Source organism: Paenibacillus sp. FSL W7-1332 (genome assembly GCF_037969785.1).
In the GTDB taxonomy this organism is placed as follows: Bacteria; Bacillota; Bacilli; order Paenibacillales; family Paenibacillaceae; genus Paenibacillus_AQ.
In genome coordinates, this window is the sequence record NZ_CP150209.1 from 2,310,625 (window position 1) to 2,329,767 (window position 19,143).

Annotated in this window: 21 protein-coding genes and 1 tRNA gene; 17 read left to right on the top strand and 5 right to left on the bottom strand. The window is 48.5% G+C overall.

The genetic code is table 11. The features are described from left to right. Positions 1–4: 4 nt before the first annotated feature. The 3 genes from MKX98_RS10065 to MKX98_RS10075 are packed head-to-tail and all read left to right on the top strand — an operon-like array spanning position 5 to position 7,219. Entirely contained in the window at positions 5–1,324 is a 1,320-nt protein-coding gene (locus MKX98_RS10065) for a glycoside hydrolase family 125 protein (RefSeq protein ID WP_194541705.1), read from the top strand. Continuing rightward, on the top strand, positions 1,321–4,461 hold the full coding sequence (locus tag MKX98_RS10070) for an alpha-amylase family protein (RefSeq protein ID WP_339222850.1): 3,141 nt from the start codon (positions 1,321–1,323) through the stop codon (positions 4,459–4,461). Before MKX98_RS10065 ends, MKX98_RS10070 begins: the two co-directional genes overlap by 4 nt. Positions 4,462–4,483: 22 nt before the next feature. Continuing rightward, positions 4,484–7,219: an alpha-mannosidase gene (locus tag MKX98_RS10075; protein WP_339222852.1), complete on the top strand. Its 2,736-nt coding sequence runs from the start codon at positions 4,484–4,486 to the stop codon at positions 7,217–7,219. 180 nt (positions 7,220–7,399) lie between these two features. Here the strand turns inward: MKX98_RS10075 and MKX98_RS10080 are convergent, their stop codons facing one another. Then, positions 7,400–7,561 (bottom strand): hypothetical protein, encoded by a 162-nt coding sequence (locus tag MKX98_RS10080; RefSeq protein WP_220686011.1) that lies wholly within the window; start codon positions 7,559–7,561, stop codon positions 7,400–7,402. A gap of 104 nt (positions 7,562–7,665) precedes the next feature. Between MKX98_RS10080 and MKX98_RS10085 the strand changes: the two genes are divergently transcribed. Then, positions 7,666–8,106: a hypothetical protein gene (locus tag MKX98_RS10085; protein ID WP_220686010.1), complete on the top strand. Its 441-nt coding sequence runs from the start codon at positions 7,666–7,668 to the stop codon at positions 8,104–8,106. Between the two features lie 29 nt (positions 8,107–8,135). Continuing rightward, positions 8,136–8,519 (top strand): VOC family protein, encoded by a 384-nt coding sequence (locus MKX98_RS10090; protein WP_220686009.1) that lies wholly within the window; start codon positions 8,136–8,138, stop codon positions 8,517–8,519. Between the two features lie 54 nt (positions 8,520–8,573). Here MKX98_RS10090 and MKX98_RS10095 read toward each other — a convergent pair whose 3' ends face one another. After that, positions 8,574–8,927: a L,D-transpeptidase gene (locus tag MKX98_RS10095; RefSeq protein ID WP_253300999.1), complete on the bottom strand. Its 354-nt coding sequence runs from the start codon at positions 8,925–8,927 to the stop codon at positions 8,574–8,576. Here MKX98_RS10095 and MKX98_RS10100 point away from each other — a divergent pair. The 8 genes from MKX98_RS10100 to MKX98_RS10135 all read left to right on the top strand — a co-directional run bounded on the left by MKX98_RS10100 (position 8,832) and on the right by MKX98_RS10135 (position 15,306). Then, a complete protein-coding gene (locus tag MKX98_RS10100) occupies positions 8,832–9,041 on the top strand; it encodes a hypothetical protein (RefSeq protein WP_233354802.1) in 210 nt (69 codons plus the stop codon). The genes MKX98_RS10095 and MKX98_RS10100 overlap by 96 nt on opposite strands. A 321-nt stretch (positions 9,042–9,362) precedes the next feature. Next, a complete protein-coding gene (locus MKX98_RS10105; protein ID WP_194541711.1) occupies positions 9,363–9,989 on the top strand; it encodes a TetR family transcriptional regulator in 627 nt (208 codons plus the stop codon). 21 nt (positions 9,990–10,010) lie between these two features. Then, positions 10,011–10,550, top strand: a complete 540-nt coding sequence (locus MKX98_RS10110; RefSeq protein ID WP_339222857.1) for a GNAT family protein — start codon at positions 10,011–10,013, stop codon at positions 10,548–10,550. A gap of 63 nt (positions 10,551–10,613) precedes the next feature. Beyond that, positions 10,614–11,399, top strand: a complete 786-nt coding sequence (locus MKX98_RS10115) for an ABC transporter ATP-binding protein (RefSeq protein ID WP_220686008.1) — start codon at positions 10,614–10,616, stop codon at positions 11,397–11,399. A gap of 1 nt (position 11,400) precedes the next feature. Continuing rightward, entirely contained in the window at positions 11,401–13,035 is a 1,635-nt protein-coding gene (locus MKX98_RS10120) for a hypothetical protein (protein WP_339222859.1), read from the top strand. A 985-nt stretch (positions 13,036–14,020) separates the two neighbouring features. Beyond that, a complete protein-coding gene (locus tag MKX98_RS10125) occupies positions 14,021–14,704 on the top strand; it encodes a hypothetical protein (RefSeq protein ID WP_220686006.1) in 684 nt (227 codons plus the stop codon). Beyond that, positions 14,640–15,182, top strand: coding sequence for an accessory gene regulator B family protein (locus MKX98_RS10130; protein ID WP_220686005.1), 543 nt, complete (start codon positions 14,640–14,642; stop codon positions 15,180–15,182). Before MKX98_RS10125 ends, MKX98_RS10130 begins: the two co-directional genes overlap by 65 nt. After that, complete coding sequence (locus MKX98_RS10135) at positions 15,166–15,306, top strand: cyclic lactone autoinducer peptide (protein ID WP_074961962.1); 141 nt, start codon at positions 15,166–15,168, stop codon at positions 15,304–15,306. Before MKX98_RS10130 ends, MKX98_RS10135 begins: the two co-directional genes overlap by 17 nt. Positions 15,307–15,464: 158 nt before the next feature. On the opposite strand, the gene MKX98_RS10140 is transcribed toward MKX98_RS10135, so the two are convergent. Continuing rightward, positions 15,465–15,537, bottom strand: a tRNA-Val gene (locus MKX98_RS10140). A gap of 135 nt (positions 15,538–15,672) precedes the next feature. Between MKX98_RS10140 and MKX98_RS10145 the strand changes: the two genes are divergently transcribed. Then, the gene (locus MKX98_RS10145) at positions 15,673–15,936 is read left to right on the top strand and encodes a hypothetical protein (protein WP_071223045.1); all 264 of its coding nucleotides are present in this window, start codon (positions 15,673–15,675) and stop codon (positions 15,934–15,936) included. A 351-nt stretch (positions 15,937–16,287) separates the two neighbouring features. Further along, positions 16,288–16,731: a GNAT family N-acetyltransferase gene (locus MKX98_RS10150; RefSeq protein WP_194541718.1), complete on the top strand. Its 444-nt coding sequence runs from the start codon at positions 16,288–16,290 to the stop codon at positions 16,729–16,731. 89 nt (positions 16,732–16,820) lie between these two features. Here the strand turns inward: MKX98_RS10150 and MKX98_RS10155 are convergent, their stop codons facing one another. Both MKX98_RS10155 and MKX98_RS10160 read right to left on the bottom strand, forming a co-directional pair. Beyond that, positions 16,821–17,054 (bottom strand): DUF3892 domain-containing protein, encoded by a 234-nt coding sequence (locus MKX98_RS10155; RefSeq protein ID WP_071223047.1) that lies wholly within the window; start codon positions 17,052–17,054, stop codon positions 16,821–16,823. Between the two features lie 62 nt (positions 17,055–17,116). Then, positions 17,117–17,854 (bottom strand): MBL fold metallo-hydrolase, encoded by a 738-nt coding sequence (locus MKX98_RS10160; protein WP_194541720.1) that lies wholly within the window; start codon positions 17,852–17,854, stop codon positions 17,117–17,119. Between the two features lie 250 nt (positions 17,855–18,104). Here MKX98_RS10160 and MKX98_RS10165 point away from each other — a divergent pair, with 250 nt between their 5' ends. Both MKX98_RS10165 and MKX98_RS10170 read left to right on the top strand, forming a co-directional pair. Further along, positions 18,105–18,659 carry a copper amine oxidase gene (locus MKX98_RS10165; protein ID WP_194541721.1) on the top strand — a complete coding sequence of 185 codons (555 nt, stop codon included), beginning with the start codon at positions 18,105–18,107 and terminating at the stop codon, positions 18,657–18,659. Between the two features lie 95 nt (positions 18,660–18,754). Next, entirely contained in the window at positions 18,755–19,078 is a 324-nt protein-coding gene (locus tag MKX98_RS10170) for a DUF1292 domain-containing protein (protein ID WP_071223049.1), read from the top strand. The last annotated feature ends 65 nt before the right edge of the window (positions 19,079–19,143 follow it).

Consider the following 19,143-nt stretch of genomic DNA (forward strand, 5'->3'; position numbering starts at 1 on the left):
AACCATGGAACAATTCAGACTCCCCAAAATACCAATGCCGGAGCTTGAGCTGCCGCAATCGATTCAGGCGGTTCTGCAAGAGGCTGAAGAAAAGCTTGCGCACCGTCCAAAGCTGCTTCAGCTGTTCAAGAACACTTTCCCGAACACGCTGGAGACAACAACCAAACTGATGGAGGATGGCACGACATTTGTGATTACCGGTGATATTCCGGCCATGTGGCTGCGCGATTCGGTAGAACAGGTGATCCATTACATTCCGTTTGCGAAGAATGATCCGCAGCTGCAGCGGATTTTAAGCGGATTGATCAAACGCCATTTTCAATATATTCATATCGATCCTTATGCCAATGCCTTTAATGAATCGGCGAATGACTGGCATTGGAATACAACCGACGAAACCGAAATGTCCCCATGGGTATGGGAGCGCAAGTTTGAGATTGATTCGCTATGCTTCTCCGTTCGTTTGGCCTACCTGTACTGGAAGGAAACCGGACTTACGGATGTGTTCGACGCCAACTTCAAGTCGGCTATGATCAAGATCATCGAGCTGTTTAAAACCGAGCAGCACCATTTCGAGAAATCGCCTTACCGTTTCACGCGGGATAACGGAATTCCAACGGATTCGTTGCGCAATAACGGGCTCGGCATGCCGGTGAATTATACGGGCATGATCTGGTCCGGCTTCCGTTCAAGCGATGACGCTTGCGACTTCCACTACAATATTCCGGGCAACATGTTCGCCGTTGTCGCCTTGCGTCAAATGCAGGAATTCGCGGAATGGGTATTCCGGGACATGAAGCTGCTCGATGAGCTGAAACGACTCGAAGCCGACGTGGATCACGGGATTCAGTTGTACGGCATCTACCGCCATCCGGAGTTTGGACCCATCTACGCCTATGAAACAGACGGTTACGGGAATTACTGCTTGATGGATGATGCGGGAACCCCTGGACTCATGTCCATCCCTTATCTGGGGTATTGCTCTGCAGATGATCCGATCTATCAAAATACCAGACGGTTTGCGCTCAGCAAAGAGAATCCTTTCTACTACGAGGGCGCTGTTGCCAAAGGAATCGGCAGTCCGCATACACCGCCGGATTACATCTGGCATATGGCCTTGTCCATGCAGGGAATAACGGCACAGACGGCCGAAGAGAAGCTGGAGATGATTGCGCTGCTGGAAGCGACCGATGCCGATACCGGCTTTATGCATGAAGGCTTCCATGCCGACGATCCAAAAGTCTTTACTAGATCTTGGTTTGCCTGGTCCAACAGCCTCTTCTCGCAATTGGTGTATCAGGCGATGAAAGCAGGTATTCTATGAGCGGGCGTCTGATTGTATTCTACGATCCGTCCTTTCCGGCAGCAGAAGCTGCCGGTTTGCCGGCTAGCGCGGCGGCCCTGCATGCATTCGATGTCGTGTGTCGTGCTGAGGATTTGGCTGAAGCGCTGGAATCTGCAGGTGGACAGGGCGCAAGCTTTGTCAATTTGCATGCGCCTTACTTCCCGAAAAGCGCCTGGAGAGCGATCCTGGGCTTTCTGAGAAATGGCGGCGGTCTTGTCAGCGTAGGCGGTGCCCCCTTCAAACGCCCTGTCCGTATGGAGGATGGCGCTTGGGTGGTGGAGCATGAACAGACGGCATACCACCAGCAGCTCCACATTCACGAGGTGCTGCCAGTAGACAGCGGACGCGTCGACCATTTAACTGCAAGTGATGTTATTCCGGTTATGGAGAACTGCCGTGAGCGGTTATCCGTCCGCGATACGTGGAACCTGGTTCCGCATGTCACCAAAAGCAGTGACCTGCCGCATCAGATGGGATCGGCCGGGCCGATGGATACACGGATTTATCCGCTCCTTAAGGGGACCACGGCGAAGGGACGAGAAGTCGCGGCTCCTGCCGTTCTGTGGGAAAACGTCGGCGGACCTTTCTTGGGCGGACGCTGGATGTTTGTGAATCAGCCTCTCTCAACCTCTTTCTGGGAACAGGATGGAGGAGATGAGGTACGGCGCTGGGCGGCATTCTGCGCAAAGGGCATCACCGAGCTGTGGATCAAGCCGAATTATGCGGCTTACGAGTCCGGCGAGCGCGCGATTCTGACCCTGCAGGCACAACGTCTTGGCCGGAGCTTACCCGTACAAGAGCCGCAGAGCTGGACATTCCGCATCTCCGTCAAGCACGACCAAGATGAGTCCTTATCATGGCATCATTCCGAGACGGTGGATGTGACCGGACAATTTCATGTGCAGCGCATTCCGGTTATGCTGGATATCAAGCCTGGATCCTATCGGGTCGTATGTGAAGCTGAAGGACCGGATGGAGAAATCCGCGTGCTGAGACAAGGGTTCTGGGGAACAGATTCCGAGCTTTTGCAGGTGGGAACGCCTGTAACCTGCAATCGGGATTACTTCATCAAGGATGGCCGCCCGCTGCCTGTTGTCGGGATGACTTACATGACCTCCGATGTAGCGCGTAAGTTCCTGTTTCTTCCGAACACGGATGTATGGGACCGCGATATGGCACAGATGCGTAATGCGGGCATCAACTGGATTCGTACCGGGATCTGGACCGCATACCGCAATATTATGCAGGTGGACGGTCATGCATCCGAAGAGGTTTTGCGTTCGATTGACGCCTTCCTGTTAACGGCGAAGAAGCATGATTTGCAGGTGACATTCACGTTCTTCTCCTTCACCCCGGAGACTTGGGAAGGTCAAAATCCTTACCTTGATCCGCGAAGTGTGGAAGCGCAGAAGCGTTTCATACGTTCCATCATTAGTAGACATAAAGATACGAAGAATGTGGACTGGGATCTGATTAACGAGCCATCCATGTTTGATCCGCCGCAGATTTTCTCGGACGGACCGCGTTCCGCAAAGGATCCATTCGAGAAACAAGCTTATATCGACTGGCTGAAGAAGCGCCATGGTTCGATTGAACGTCTGCAGGAACGCTGGAATATGACAGCCGATCAGCTGCCGGGTTTTGACTCCGTGGTTCCGCCGGAACCTCAAGTCATCAATTTTGACGTTCAAGACATGCATCAAGGGAAAAAAGGCACCCAATGGCTTGATTACGCACTGTTCTCCATGGACATGCATAACCGCTGGGCCAAGGAATTATATGACGATATCAAAGAAGTATGTCCGGATCATATGGTTACCGTTGGACAGGACGAGGCGCTTGGCGCACAGCGTCCATCTCCGTTCTTCTATGCCGAAGCCGTAGACTATACGACGGTCCACTCCTGGTGGTTCAACGACTATTTGATCTGGGACGGCATCTTTGCCAAAACGCCGGATAAACCGAACCTGATTCAGGAAACGGGCATCATGTACGTGGAGACACCGGATGGCCGGGCGAAGCGAAGCGAAGCCGAGCTGCGGAATTTGCTGGAGCGCAAGTATGCTTACGCCTTCTCAACAGGGGGCGCAGGAGCCATTCATTGGATCTGGAACACGAATTTCTACATGGACAATGCCAATGAATCGCATATTGGAGCTGTCCGAGCTGACGGCACGGAGAAACCGGAAGCGGATGTGTCGTATGATTTCGGCGCTTTCATGGAAGGCATCCGGGATATGTTTAAAGGCCGGAAGCTGGAAGAGACCGCGGTCATCTTCCCTTATTCGAACGATTTCTCGAACCGTAAGCTCGCTTTTGAAGCAACGACCAAGGCGACGCGCGCACTTGCTTACGAGCTGAACGTGCCATTCCGCGCTGTCGGGGAATATGATTTAAGCTCGCTGCGTAACCATCCAGTGAAGTTCGTCATTCTGCCGAGCGCGCACAATGTAGATGACCAGGCGTTTGCCGAGTTGATGGATATCGTGAAGGAAACGGGAGCTACGCTGCTTCTGACAGGTCCTATCAGTCTGGATGCATATTGGCATCAGGTCGATCGAATGACCGAGGAGCTGGGCGAGAGAAAGCTGGCGAATGTGCGCCGGGAAGAAAGCTTGCGCATTGGGGATACTACATGGTCTGCATCGTATGGCCATCGGAAGATTGCCGAGCTGAGCAAAGAAATTCCGGCAGGCAGCGGGGCGAAACCGGCTGATCTGGCCGGCGACTCTATCGTGGACGTGAAGCTTGGAGCAGGGCGTCTTCTCTGGAGCCCGCTTCCCGTAGAAATGAATGATCGAATCGACACCATTTCGGCTTTATATCGGTATGCATTGGAGCTGTCCGCTGCCGACACTGGACTGATCTGGCATCAAGGCGGAGAACATTCCGGCGTATATGGACGCAAGGTAACGTTCGAAGAAGGAGCTCTCTTCGTATTCGGCTCGGAGCAATCGTGGGACACGAACGTTGAGGTAAAGGATCCTTCCACAGGCCTCATCTATTCATTCGTGCTGGAAGCGGATCGTTCGGTCTTGTTTGCAGTTGATGCGAGCGGTGACCTGTTATCGGTGTACCGTCCGGATGAGGTCGAAATCACGGTATCGAAGGGCTAACATAAGGGGGACTAAGCAAACGATGGATCAATCCAGAAAAGCACATATTATTTCGCATACTCACTGGGACCGCGAGTGGTATTTACCGTATGAAAAGCACCATGTGCGGCTGATCGAGCTCATGGACAGCTTGCTTGAGACGATGGAGAAGGACTCGGAGTACCGCAGCTTTTTCCTTGATGGCCAGACGATTATTATCGAAGATTATTTGCAGGTGAGACCCGAGAAGAAGGAGCAGTTGGAGAAGCTGATCACGGATGGTCGCATTATGATCGGTCCATGGTACATTCTGCAGGATGCCTACCTGACAAGCAGTGAAGCCAACGTGAGAAATATGCAGATCGGACACCAGGATGCCGAGCGATACGGCACAGTTGCCAAAATCGGTTATTTTCCCGATACATTTGGACTTACAAGCCAAATACCGCAGTTGATGCTGCAGTCCGGCATCGATAATGCCTTTTTCGGCCGGGGCGTGAAGCCAACGGGCTTTAACAATACCGTCTCCGACAGCGGCTATGAGTCCTCATTCTCAGAGCTGATGTGGGAAGGTCCGGACGGCTCCAAGGTGCTGGGCATCCTGTTTGCCAACTGGTACAGTAACGGTAACGAGGTTCCCGTTGATGAAGCGGAAGCGAAGGCATTCTGGGACCGCAAGCTGGCGGATGCCGAGAAGTATGCTTCCACGCCTGAGCTGCTCTATATGAACGGGTGTGACCATCAGCCGATACAGACTGATCTTCCGGAAGGCATCCGTACAGCGAAGAAGCTGTATCCAGATACGGAGTTTATTCATTCCAATTTTGACGATTATCTGACAGCCGTGCGGGAGAAGCTGCCGCAGGATCTTTCCTCCGTAAAAGGAGAGCTGCGCAGTCAGCGTACCGATGGATGGGGAACGCTCGTGAATACCGCTTCGGCACGTGTGTACCTGAAGCAGATGAACCAGCGCGGCCAGACCTTACTCGAAAAAGTGGCCGAACCGCTTGCATCCTACGCGAGCCTGCTGGGCAAGGAGTATCCGCATCATCTGTTCACCTACGCATGGAAGACCTTGATGCAGAATCATCCGCATGACAGCATCTGCGGCTGCAGCGTGGACGAAGTTCACCGCGAAATGGTTACCCGCTTTGAGAAAAGCGCACATGTGGCTGAAAATATCGTGGACGACAGTGTTCGCGTCATTGCAGATGCCGTTGACACGAGCGCCTTCGAGCAATGGGGATCCGATCCGCTGCCGCTTGTTGTTTTCAATACGACGGGTTGGAGCCGCAGCGGTACGGTCAGCATCGAGCTGGACGCGAAACGGCTCTATTTCCGGGAAGGTTACTCCTTGGAGGAAACCAGCCGCCGGATGAAGGAAATCGACTTGTCCGGCCGCGTGCTGGTTAACGCTCAAGGACAAGCTGTGCCTTGCACCGTTGAGGATCTGGGTCTTCAGTTCGGGTACGATCTGCCGGACGACCGTTTCCGCCAGCCGTATATGTGTCGTCGTGTGAGACTCACCTTCGAGGCAAGCGCAATTCCGGCAATGGGATTGACTGCTTATGCTTGGGTGAAGAGTGAAGTGAAGCCTGCCGAGGTTGAATCCTTAATCAGCAATACCAATGTGATGGAGAATGAGTTGATCAAGGTTGAGATCCAAGGGGACGGTTCCTTCGCCTTGACGGATAAAAAGAACGGACAAGTCTACCGCGATCTGGGCGTCTATGAAAATACCGGAGATATCGGTAACGAATATATGTACAAACAGCCGGATGGCGAAGCGGCATTGACCACGAAAGGCCAAACCGCCCAAATTTCGGTTCTGGAAGATACGCCTTACCGCGCATCCATTGAAATCGTTCATAACTGGTCCATTCCGGCTATGGCCGACAGCAAGCTGGATGAAGAGCAGCATGAGCTTGTATATTATCCAAACCGCAAAGCGCAAAGATCGAGCGAGATGGTGCCCATGCGCATTCGTACCGTGGTTAGTCTGAACCGCAGCGGCAAAGGCGTGGAGATTGAAGCGACGATGGATAATCAGGCGAAGGATCATCGGGTGCGTGCATTGTTCCCAACGGATCTGCAGGCATCGTCACACAACGTGGATTCCATGTTTGAGGTGGCAACGCGGGATAACGAACCTGCTGCCGAATGGGAGAACCCGAGTTATACGGCTCACCAACAGGCTTTCGTTGACGTTACGACGGCTACTGCAGGGTTAACGGTAGCTAACCAAGGCTTGAATGAATATGAAGTCCTGCGTGACGGCCGGAATACCATTGCCGTTACATTGCTTCGTTCCGTAGGTGAGCTCGGTGATTGGGGTTACTTCCCTACACCTGAGGCTCAGTGCATCGGCGTTCATACCGTACGTATGGAGGTCATTCCGCATCAGGGAGACGGCATGAAGTCAGGCGCATACGCTGAGGCTTACCAGTTCCAAATTCCATGGACGGTTGCACAGACCGGAGTCCATGCCGGCGTCGTAGCAACGACTTCCGCACCGCTTGAATGGAGCCATGAAGAGCTTGCGTTCTCTTCCCTGAAAGTGAATCCGAAGACCGGGGATCTGATGCTGCGCTGGTTCAATATGGCGGGCACGGATACAGAGCTGAAGCTGAAATCTTCTCTACCTTCCCAGGGCGTTTATAAGAGCTCTATTCTGGAAGTAGAGGGAACGGTTCAAAGCTTTGATGATCAAGAAAGCTTCACGCTGCCGGTTAAGCCTCACGAAATCGTGACACTCGGCGTTAAAGTTTCGGTCAAGTAAACATTTATTAGTTACGGCTGGGAACATCACATCCCGGTCCAGCAAGGCCCGATTCCGAGTTACAAGGATCGGGCCTTGCTGTCTTGCATAATGAAAAGAAAAAGCTGCTCTTCCTAGGCCTTAATGGGGGTCAGTCCCCATGGACGGTTGGAGGGCAGCTCTTTATTTTACTCGGCTTGATTATTGATTCTTCTCTTGGGTATGGTCTTTCTCGTAAGCAATCAGGGTGATATCTTTGCCCGTAAGCTCGGCAATTTTGGTCTCAGCTTCTTCAATCGCTTTCAAGGTACCTTCATTCCCATTGAGTGAGGCAATTTTATATTCCTCCGAATGGATGTCCATGGTTAACTCCCCCCTTAGATGGTTGATTCAAATATAATGTATAAGTTATCCTATACAAGATGGTTACATACCTTTATTCAAAGAAATGGAAGGAGAGTCTTGGAATGAAATACTTTTTGATGATTGTCACTGCAATGGTCGTTTCGATGACTTTGAATTCCACAGCAGTCGTGGAGAAGAGTGAGGTTAATGTAACTGGCTCATCGGAACAAATACAACCCGAGGAAAAAGCAGCAAATAGTAAGCCTGCGCAATGGAACGAGGGATTTGTTGTATGGAGTGGTGGAAACTCTTACAAAGTATTGAAGCATGCCGTGCTTCCTTCTTTTAAAGCCGGAACCAAGCTTGGAGAAGTGAGCCGCGAGATCGATCATGCGGACGTTGCGGATCATCGTGCTCCAGAGGGAGTACGGTTGGAAGATGGAGATAGCAGTTTACCTGTCGGAACGGCCATCTATCAGTTGGCTGGGGCGCCTGCTGACAAGGTGCTCTTGGTTGAAATGGATGGACAATATTATAAAGCTGTCAGACAATATGAACGATGATCGATTCCGTTTATGGGTGGGTGTGAATCATGATTCAATTTGAAAGACTGCACCATGTCAGCTTGGCCGTACGAAATTTGGAGACAGCGAAGGTGTTTTACTCGGAGGTGCTGAGGTTTCAGGAGCTGCCGCGACCGCCGTTTGCCTCCAAGGGTGTCTGGTACGCTCTCGGAGACCAGCAGCTTCATCTGCTGGAGCATCCCATCAGTGATACGCTGCGGGAGCGCGGAATCGATACGACGGACGGGCATTTCTCGATCTGGGTGAAAAGCTACCGCGAGACGAAGGAATGGCTGGACCGAATGAATGTCGAGTATGTGGCTAATCCCGACAGCGTTGCCGGCTTTGCCCAGATTTTCGTGCTGGATCCAGACCGCAATATCATTGAATTCGGAGCGGAGTATGGATCGTAAACGCTAAATTTTAAAAAAGCCAGACACATGAATGTGTTTGGCTTTTTTGCGCTCTTATTTTTGGATGAGGACGGGGGTATTCATTTTCACTTTGTCGTAGAGCCAGCGTACGTCTTTATTATGCATCCGTATACAACCTGCCGATACGTATTTTCCGATCGAGTTGGCGTTGTTGTTTCCATGAATGGCATAAGCGTAGCTGACTCTGCCGTTTACTTTCACATTAATGCCGAGCCAGCGATCCCCTAGCGGATTGCGGGGGTCTCCTCCCTTGATGCCTTCCTTGTAGTAAGGTCTGTTTTTCACTTTTTCGTGGATTTTGAACAGGCCTTCTGGCGTATAGGAGGGCTTTTTGCCTGTAGCGACGGGAAACGTTTTAATGACCTTGCCTTTTTCATAATACGTCAGTTTGTTGGTGGATTTATCAATAACGATAAACTGTGCGTACTTGCTGTACTTACTGTCCAGCTTCTGTCCGGAAGCGCCATGGGATACGACGGGGAAAAAGAAAACCAGCAGTAAGGTGAAGATCAGTATGCGGCTGATGCCCTTAATGATGTCCGATCACCTCTTTTCGTTCTCCCCCATATATATGCAGCTATTCGCGAATGTTGACGGAAATGTGCATAAGCGGAAAAATAGAACAAGTTGTTTTCAAAGAGAAATATAAGGAGGAGAGGGGATTTCTTCAAGAGGCTTTTCGTGTTGAACACAGATGCCGCTTGAAAACGACACCAGTGTCGTTTATGATAAAATAAGTTTAAAACGACACTGATGTCGTTTATGCAAAGGTGAAGTTCGTGGAATCGCTATTCATGTTAAAGGGCGGGAGAGTGATGACTCATGTGTCCACGGGTTAGTGAGGAATACAAACAGGAGAAGAAGCATGAAATATTGAGGGCGGCCAGGCGCGTTTTTATCAGAAAGGGCTATGCCCGCACCGTGATGCAGGACATTATGGATGAAGCGGGCATGTCCCGCGGAGCCGTGTATGCGTATTTTGATAATGTGGAGCATGTATTTATAGAGGTCCTGCGTTTTGACGACCAAGAGACGCTCCGTTTTTTTGAACCGGATCCGCAATATCCGATATGGAATCAGTTGATGGACTGGGTTCAGAAACAGCAGGGTGATCTATCGCTAATCCGGCATTCGCTTGTATTGGCCAGGGCAGAATTTTTCCTGTCTTCCTCTTATGTTCATGCCAGGAAGGATTATCCCTATATAACCGAACGATATCAACTGACTGTTGAGGCCATGGGACGGGTCTTTCGGAAAGGTCAGGAGCAAGGGGAGTTTCGGCCCCGATTGGAACCGGAAGCCATAGCGCGATATATGATCTCGTTTCTGAACGGACTTATGCTGGATACCTTCCAGCTCGGACCGACGATGACTTGCGTACCGGAGCAGCTGGAAACGTTCATCCAATCTCTCTGCGTAATGTTAGATCCGATATCAATAGAAACATGATTATGGAAAGGGTGCTTGTTGATGCTATTTAATTCTGCTAGATTGACATGTCGAAAAATGACGATGAATGACGCGGAGCTTTATCATACCTGGCGTAATAATCTCGAAGTGATGCAATCCACCAGTCCTTGCCTGGATGCTTATCAACTGGAGGAAACAAAGGACTTCGTTCAGCATGTGATCCTGGGCTCTTCCTCCTCGAAGAGCTATCTGATCCTGTTGAAGGATACCGGCAGACCGATCGGCATCATGTCATTGGTTCATATCGATACCAAGAACCGGAATGCGGAGTGCATCATCGACATTGGCGAAAAGACTTTTTGGGGCAAAGGGTACGGCTTTGAAGCGATGACGCTTTTGCTCGATTATGCTTTTTTGGAACTGAATCTGCACAGGGTAAGCTTGCGAGTATTTTCCTTCAACCATAAAGCGATCAAGCTGTATGAAAAAATCGGATTTGTCCACGAGGGCAGCTCCAGGCAGAGCTTGTACCGGAATGGCGTCTGGCATGACATCGTGCATATGGGGATACTGCAGAGTGAGTATGCGTCAAAAGGTTGATTTTCCCCTACTTCCATAATAAGGTAGGTATGTGAAGTCAATGAGGGAATGGAGAATCATATCATGTCCGAAAATGAAGTGTTATGGATTCAAGACCTGCGCATGAAATATGATAATCGTTATGTGCTGAACGGTATCGACTTGGAGGTACGCCGCGGCGAGATGATTGGATATATCGGTCCGAACGGAGCGGGGAAAAGCACGACGGTCAAGATCATGCTCGGGCTGGTTGAGGGGTACACGGGGACAGTCCGCATATTCGGTCAGGATATTTCCGATGGGAATATCGATTACAAACGGAGAATCGGATATGTCCCCGAGGTGGCCGAATTGTACGATCAGTTAACGGCTGCCGAGTATTTGACCTTTATAGGCGAGTTGTACGGACTTACATATGATGCAGCGGATGATAAGGCGAAGCAATTGATGGAATGTTTGGACATGGAAAAGGCCTATCACTCGCGGATCGCTACGTTTTCAAAAGGAATGCGGCAAAAGGTGCTGCTGATCTCGAGCCTGCTGCATGACCCTGATCTATTGTTTCTGGATGAGCCCTTAAGCGGGCTGGATGCGAACAGCGTGATGGTGGTCAAGGAAGTTTTGGCTCAACTCTCGGCCCAGGGCAAGACGATTTTTTATTCCTCACATATTATGGACGTCGTTGAGAAAATCAGCAGCCGGATCATCCTGCTTGCTGACAGCCGGGTAGTGGCAGACGGAACGTTCAAAGAATTACAACAGCATTCCCATGAGGGGTCCCTGGAAGAAGTGTTTAATCAGCTGACGGGGTTCCATGACCATGCCCGTATTGCGGAACGGTTCGTATCGATCGTTCGGGAGGGAAGTTGATATGGGGGGATTGGAATCATCGTTTCGAATGCTGAAGATACTGGATCGCTTTCAGGGAATTATTTCGAGAATGGGTGTCGACTATGCAACCCTGCGCAGGATCCTCCATGTCAAATTGCTGATGGATTCGAGGCGTGCACCTGTCATATTATCTTCAAGCAACAGGAAGAAAGAAGAAGAGCAGGACAAGAACCTGTTTGTCAGCTCCCTCTGGCTGTACGGCTTAATCGGGCTTGTCCTGACGCCGTTTGTGTTCTGGAGCGATCCGGAATATTTAATGCCGATGAGCATCCTGTCTGCGATCCTAATGTTCTTGATCATGAGCTCCATGATTTCAGATTTCTCTTCCGTGCTGCTTGATGTGCGCGACCGCAGCATTTTGATGACAAAGCCGATCGACGGTCGTACGGTCGGGTTGGCGAGATCGATTCATGCTGGAATTTACTTGCTGCTGCTTACCGGGGCACTCTCAGCAGGCTCTCTGGTCGTGGGATTGATCAAGCATGGCGTGCTGTTCTTTCTGATCTATATCCTGGAGTTAATTCTGATGAATATGCTCATTCTGGTGAGCACTTCCTTGGTTTATCTGTTGCTGCTTAAGTATTGGGATGGAGAGAAACTGAAGGATCTGATCAATTATGTACAGATTGGGCTTTCCGCCGCGCTGGCCATTGGCTATCAGTTTGTGATCCGTTCCTTTGATCTGATTGATTTCAATTTGGTATTTACGCCGGCCTGGTGGCAGATTCTGCTTCCGCCGGTGTGGTTTGCGGCTCCGTATGAGTGGCTGTTTGGCGAGGGGAGCGGATGGCTGACTGTTCTCTCGTTGCTGGCTGTATTGGTACCGATTGTGCTTATGATCGTTTATGTCCGTTATATTCCTTCTTTCGAGCAGCATCTGGAGAAGCTGGCTTACAGCGAAGCGGGAAAAGGGCGGGAGCGCGGGCGATTGGACAGATTCTTGGCCAAATTGGTATGCCGGTCGCGCACGGAGCAGGCTTGTTTCCGATTATCTGCCAGCATGCTGAAGAATGAGAGAGAATTTAAGCTTAAAGTGTATCCAACACTCGGATTGTCCGTGTTACTGCCTTATTTATTTTTTGTCTCCACAATCCGCAACTCCTCATTGACCGAAATCAGCCAGGGATCGTCGTACTATGTACTGCACACGATGCTTATTATGATTGTAACGGTCGTTATGATGCTGAAATTCTCAGGCAAGCCCAAAGCCTTCTGGCTGTTTGGCGCAGCCCCGATGCCAAGCATGAATCCATTATACCAAGGGGCGTTAAAGGCTTTTGCGGTCAAAATGTTCCTGCCGCTCTTCACTGTGAACGCGGTCATATTCCTGATTCTGTTCGGAAGCCGGATTATCCCGGATGTTCTCATCGTATTCCTTACCGGCTTGGTGTTGATTCCTTTATCAGCCAAGGCAGTTCTGCGCACTCCGCCGTTCTCTCAGGCGTTTAATATGGCTCAGCAGAAAGACGGCTGGTGGGTGCTGCTTTTCTTCATTGTAGTGGGCGGATTATGCGGTTTCCATTATGCAAGCAGCACGCTTCCCTATGGCATGTTAGCATATATCCTCGTGCTGCTCGTTGCGAATGGTTTGGCATGGACCAAGCTGTATAAGTGAATCGGGGAATGACAGGAAGAGGAGGGGAAGATGAAGCGGATTACGCTAAGAGGATAAAATACGGACCAGCTGCCGGGTAAAGAACCATACCGGGTGCAGGGTTATGTGAATTAGATCGGGCAGAGAGGAAGGATCAAGACTAATTCCCCAGTCTCCTTCGCTCCACCCGGATAGCATGGATGGAGGCCCGGGTGCTTCCAAATTATAGGTTTCCCGTAATCGATTTATTGTTTCTTGGTTGAGCGAGCTGTTGTCTTCCCCGTAGGTTGTATGTGGTCCGAATGTTAGTAAAAGAACGATTAGGCATAATAAAGTCTTGTTTCGCAATGTTATATTCTCCTTAGGAAGGGCACCAGAGATGGATGCCTCTTCTTTCATTTTTTAGATTGTAAATGCTTGAACAGGAACGTAGGTTCGTATATAATAGAGATATAGCAAATTAACTTCCTAATTCACTCTTCACTTCATAGATCCATGATGGATTCCCCCACTTATGTATTTAATTACCTGTTGTTATGCCTTCCGGGCCTTATATAATCAACTTAGATGATGTCAGGATGTTAATATAGAGGAACTGAGTATTCTGGCTTAGTCATTTTCGCAAGGTCGTGGATTCTTGATAACTAGTGCTTGATTTTCGTTTGGTATATGGATTGGACGGTGCAGCGATTTAATTTCGTATTGGTGTATAAGAAGTTCTAAGCTGTTCTTTTTTAGAATTTTTGGGCCAATCCGGAGACATACACGACGTTAATGTTTTTGCATTTTCCATCACAGTTTCCAGACATATAAGAAGTGGCAGGCGCCATCGGAATTGACCTCAAGAACACGCATCATTTAGGACGACTCGATAGAAACTGAGGGTCTGTTGTCGGTATACCGTTTATTTATGGACGTTATAACCATCAATGTAATCAGGATAAATCGAGAATTGGCGTAGTACACATTTTAACCATTTCTTATGGTGTAGGGAGGAAATCTTTGAATGGAAGTTATTTGGTTTATGTTGTTTTCAACATTTGAAACACTGGCTATTTATTCGCTAATCATGACATTGCTTAGATTCAAGACGACAGAGTACATATGGCAGGCGTTGATTGTCATGATCCTTGCCAACTTACAAAGTTTCATCATGCGCAACGAACTTCAATTGGATTTTCTAGCCCCTCTCATTACCGTGTTAATCTTCGTTTTCTTATTCTCAGCCATTATTAAGATCCCGGTTATCTGGTCGGCGATCTGCACCATTCTGGGTTATATGTTTTATGCGTTAATTCAAACGGCATATCTGACAACGATATTCGGATCGATCGACTCCATTCAGACCGATCATGCCAATGGTTATATTCTTCAAATCCTCTCAGGTGCGACAGGACTATTGATATCCTGGATTATGTACAGATTTGGTATTGGGTTTAAGTACGATCTGGAAAAGCTGCGCATTAAATTTGAACATGTTCTATTGATCACGTTGATTATCGTGGTGTTGATATTAATTGCAATTCTATTTTACCTTAATCGTTTATGGCTGCACCTTCTCTTCTTTGGAATAACATTTGGAATCTTCTTGTATTATGCCATCAATACAGAGGAGCGGGAATCTTATGATCATAGAAGGCTTGTCAAAGCGGATAGCGGAGGGGATCAAACGCCAGGTACCCGACCATAAGTCCTCTGTTTCTGTTCTGAAACATGCGATCACCATCATTTTAAACGTATTGTGTATTGTGGTCTTCACGCTGCTTATCTCCATATTTACGGGTAACGTGAAGCAGGCGGTTATTGCCTTGACAGGTTTTGCGGTACTACGGCAATTTTCGGGAGGATATCATCTTAAGACGGGGGCAGGCTGTATTGCATTCACGACAGCGCTATTCACTCTGGTGTCTTTTGCGGATATGGGGAATGCAAGCATTCTCGTAATTACTGCTCTCAGTCTGTTGCTGGTGATGCTGTTCGCTCCCAGCCGAATTGAGAAGCAGTCCCGTATACCGAGGAAACATTACGTAAAACTTCGCTTGATTAGCTGTTTCATCGTTATGTTTAACTTTGGACTCCAGTCCCCAACATTGGCTGTCATATTTTTGGTCCAGGCTATCAGTTTAATACGCTGGAAAGGAGGACAAGCTCATGTTATGGATCCATAGGATTAGACATCGGTTGTTTTCGTTTATCGCATCTGCTCTGACGTTGGTAGCTGTTTTTGTAGTTAATACTGCAAGTCCCGTTTTTGTATATAGCGGAGAGACGCCGGAAGAACTGTTAAAGTAAGTCTTGATCCTTCGAAAGGGGACTGGGGTACTTAAAAATGATGGTATAAATAAAGATGAATATGTAGGTTATGGTTTCCGGTGAAATTCAGCTAGCTAGTCTAGAGAAGGAAAAAAGAAAAAACCCTTGATGCCAATGGCATCAAGGGTTTTCGGTTATGATCTGTAGTGGGCTCGAACCACTGACCCCTACCCTGTCAAGATAGTGCTCTCCCAGCTGAGCTAACAGATCATGAAATATTTAAAAAGGTAATTCATATATTACCAGCAGACAATGAGACTGTCAATGGTTTTCTCGTTATAAAAAATCACATTCCGGTTCAGACTAAATACAGCATGATTTTGCTAGTGGAGGAGCGTGAATGGTATGGCAGGTGGGAAATCCCATCATTTCAAACGAGCCGGACTGGTGCTCTCGTTGCTGGGGGTAACTGTACTGGGCAGCGGTTGCAGTATCCCGGAGAGAACGTCGGTGCAGCTGGAGCCGCTCCATGGATCAGCAGCGCCCGTAATGCTCGATGTTTACGGCCGTTCTGTAGATCAGGACGTGTATTCCAAGCAGGGAAGCGGGGCACTGGAGCCGGTTCCGCCGATGGATTCGGTGGACACATTACGTGATCTCCAACCATAAAGGGGTGCAGCAACGATCCGTATCAGATCGGTCGTAAGAATGTCTGTATCCACTGCTCGAACAACGAGCAGAGCAAACCGTCGGCTGGCAGGCTGGCGGTTTGCTGTAAAACGGCCGATGTTATTCCTCATCCCATTTGCGGGAATAACCTTTTTTAATCGCCCAAAAGATAGGGTAGATGATAACGGCTGAGATGATTACAGCCCAAAATATCGTGGCTCCCATGCCCATAAAGGCCATGCTCCTTTCAAGAAAACGTTAGCTTATACTATACAGGAAAACGATTATTTTGTATAATATCTCGATCTGCGATATCACTTAGGAATTGATTCTACATAAAGAGGTGTTGAAATGGCAGCAGAAATCATAAATGTATCAACCGAAGAGCAACTGCAGCAGGCGTTGGATATCCGGAAGGATGTTTTCGTGCTTGAGCAGAAGGTGCCGATTGACCTGGAGATTGATGAGTACGATCGTCTGGACTCCGATGCGTTTCATGTCCTGATCAAATCGGAGGGACAGTACGCGGCAACCGGACGTATCACCTATTACAATAAAGATTCCGCCAAAATGCAGCGAATTGCGGTTCGTAAGCCCTTCCGTTCCAAAGGGATTGGCCGCGTGCTGATGATGGCATTGGAAGCGCAGGCGCGTGAATTGAAGCTGCAGTATTCTGTACTGGATGCACAGGTGCAAGCGGAGGCATTTTACCGCAAGCTTGGGTATGAGACCATTTCGGACGAGCCGTTTGATGATGCGGGTATTCCCCACGTTCGTATGAAAAAGGAACTGTAGGCTTCTTACCATATTAAGGTGCTAATGATCCTCACTGTTTAAAAAGAAAAGACCTCGAGTATAAACTCGAGGTCTTTTTAGTCATGATTTTAAAAGTTTGGCAAATTGTCCAGGTTGTTGCTGGGATCGCCATCCGCATTGGAGCGAAGATGTTCGTCACCGTCACGCCCACGGAATACGTTCAGGTTTTTGATCTCTTTATTCTTGGCCATTTGTTGTGCTGTCTTGTAGTCAACGACACTGCCGTTATCCAGCTTAAGTTCGATGATGTCGCCATCTCCGTTTTTACGGACGCCTACGACTTCTTGTTGTGTATTATCCATATGAATCGCCTCCCGGCATTAGTGTTCCCGGGAAACCTCATAAACTATTCATCTATACTGAACTACAATTCGTATACCCGCTGCTGCTCCACAAATTCCATGATGCCGGTCTTGCCAATAAAAGCTTCGACCTCATCGCTGTAATGCATGAGATAGGTGCGCTCCTGAATTTCTTGTGGTAGGCTAAGCAGCTCATCCAGTGTCGTATGAACCTCGCCGGGACCTTGCAGCTGACATTCATGCAGAATCACTTCACAATCCCGCTCATTCACTAATTGGTTGAGCAGTATAGGGTCGAATACCATGTCAGCACTGTAAAAAATCCGATCATTTAGATAAAGCGAATAGCTGTCCTTGCCGGGAATATGCTGCGTATGAATCAGTTCTACCGAGATGCCGGATGAAATATTGGTCTTCACTCCCGGTTTCAGAGGGTGTACGTCAAATACATCATGCAGGGAGGAGATATGTCCCTGTTGATATAAGCCGCCTTTGAGGGTGTGCTCCCATATCGGTTCCACCAGCGTCTCGGCAATATAGAGTGGGAGCTTACGGTTGTATTTCATTTTCATAATAAAAGCTAGCTCCTCAAGTCCGCCTACATGGTCAGCATGAATGTGAGTGATAAGCACAGCATCCATATCGTTAAACGTCTTATTCAGCTGATGAAGCGCCAGAGGAGCTGTAATGCCGCAGTCGATGAGAAGTGTGAAATTTCCGTCATGGATCAGTGCGTTATTGTTATAGTAGTTCTTGGCAAACGCACTGCCGGTGCCAAGCATTTGCAATTTTAGTGTCAATGGATGAAACCTCCTGATGATATGATGTGTAGTCCCCGTATGCTAATGTATATTTTAACGAATTCCACGTCGATTTACACGGATTATATGATCGAATCGGGGCTGGAATGCAGTATAATTCGTGATAAGCCCAGCTTAAAGCAAGAGGAAAAAATTTTACCACAAAGTGCAAAATTGTCCGCAACTTGTTTTTTGACATGTAGTATACACATATAACAACAAGATGAGCCAATGGAGGGAAATGATTATTATGAAATGGAAAAAAGTGATGGCATGTATGCTAGTGCTCTCTTTAATGGGTGGCAGCACCCTTTTGTTTGCAGATTCCGTCAATGAGCGTGTCCGTGTTTGGCTGAACGGTCATGAATTGAAGGATGGCGGATATTTAATTGATGGCAAAACGTATGTACCGGTTCGGGAATTTGATGGGGCTGTGGATTGGAATCCCGCGAATGGACAAGTTCAAGTCATCAAGCCGAACGTGCATATTTTTCTGTTTAAAGGAGATACTGTATTCGGCAACGTGAACAAGGGGAAGCTGAAATTCAATGTTTTTAGCCAGGTCGACAGCTTAAACACCGAAATTCATTCAGTGAAAGTAGCGATTGAGGATCCCTCGGGCAATATCAAGGATATTCAATCCGAGGTTGTGAAGGACCGTAAGGATAATTTTTGGTTCCGAACCTATGATTTCACGTACGATTTTAAAACAACAGGTAAGTATTCGGTTGGTTTTTACGTGAAAGTAAAAGCGGATTCGGATTTTGTGAAAATTGCCGAAAAGGTCATTACAACGCTCAATTGACAGGCCTTTTGGCGCCCTGGTAGAAATTGACCTGAGGAAGCTATCCGTGATACGATACGAAAGTATGATAATTTAACCGAAGTGAGGTTTTTTCAATGAGTGAACACAAACATGAACACGGAGATGCTTGCGGCTGCGGTCACGATCATGACCACGACCACGAACACGAAGAGTTTGTGCTGACATTGACGGATGAAGAAGGAAAAGAAGTAGAGATGGTTCTTGTGGAGACATTTGATGTCGGCGAGAAACTTTACGCGCTTTTGCTTGAACGTGAAAATCCGGAAGCGGACGGCGTCATTCTACGTATGGAAGAAGAGAACGAGGAAATGGTTCTTTACAATATTGAGGACGAAGAAGAATGGAATGAAGTAGAGGCGGTTTACAACGAACTGGTCGCTGCTGCAAACCAGGAATAAGACTCCAAAGCAATAAACCCGGTGCGAACCTCTCGCACCGGGTTTATTGTGTTTACAGCTGACAT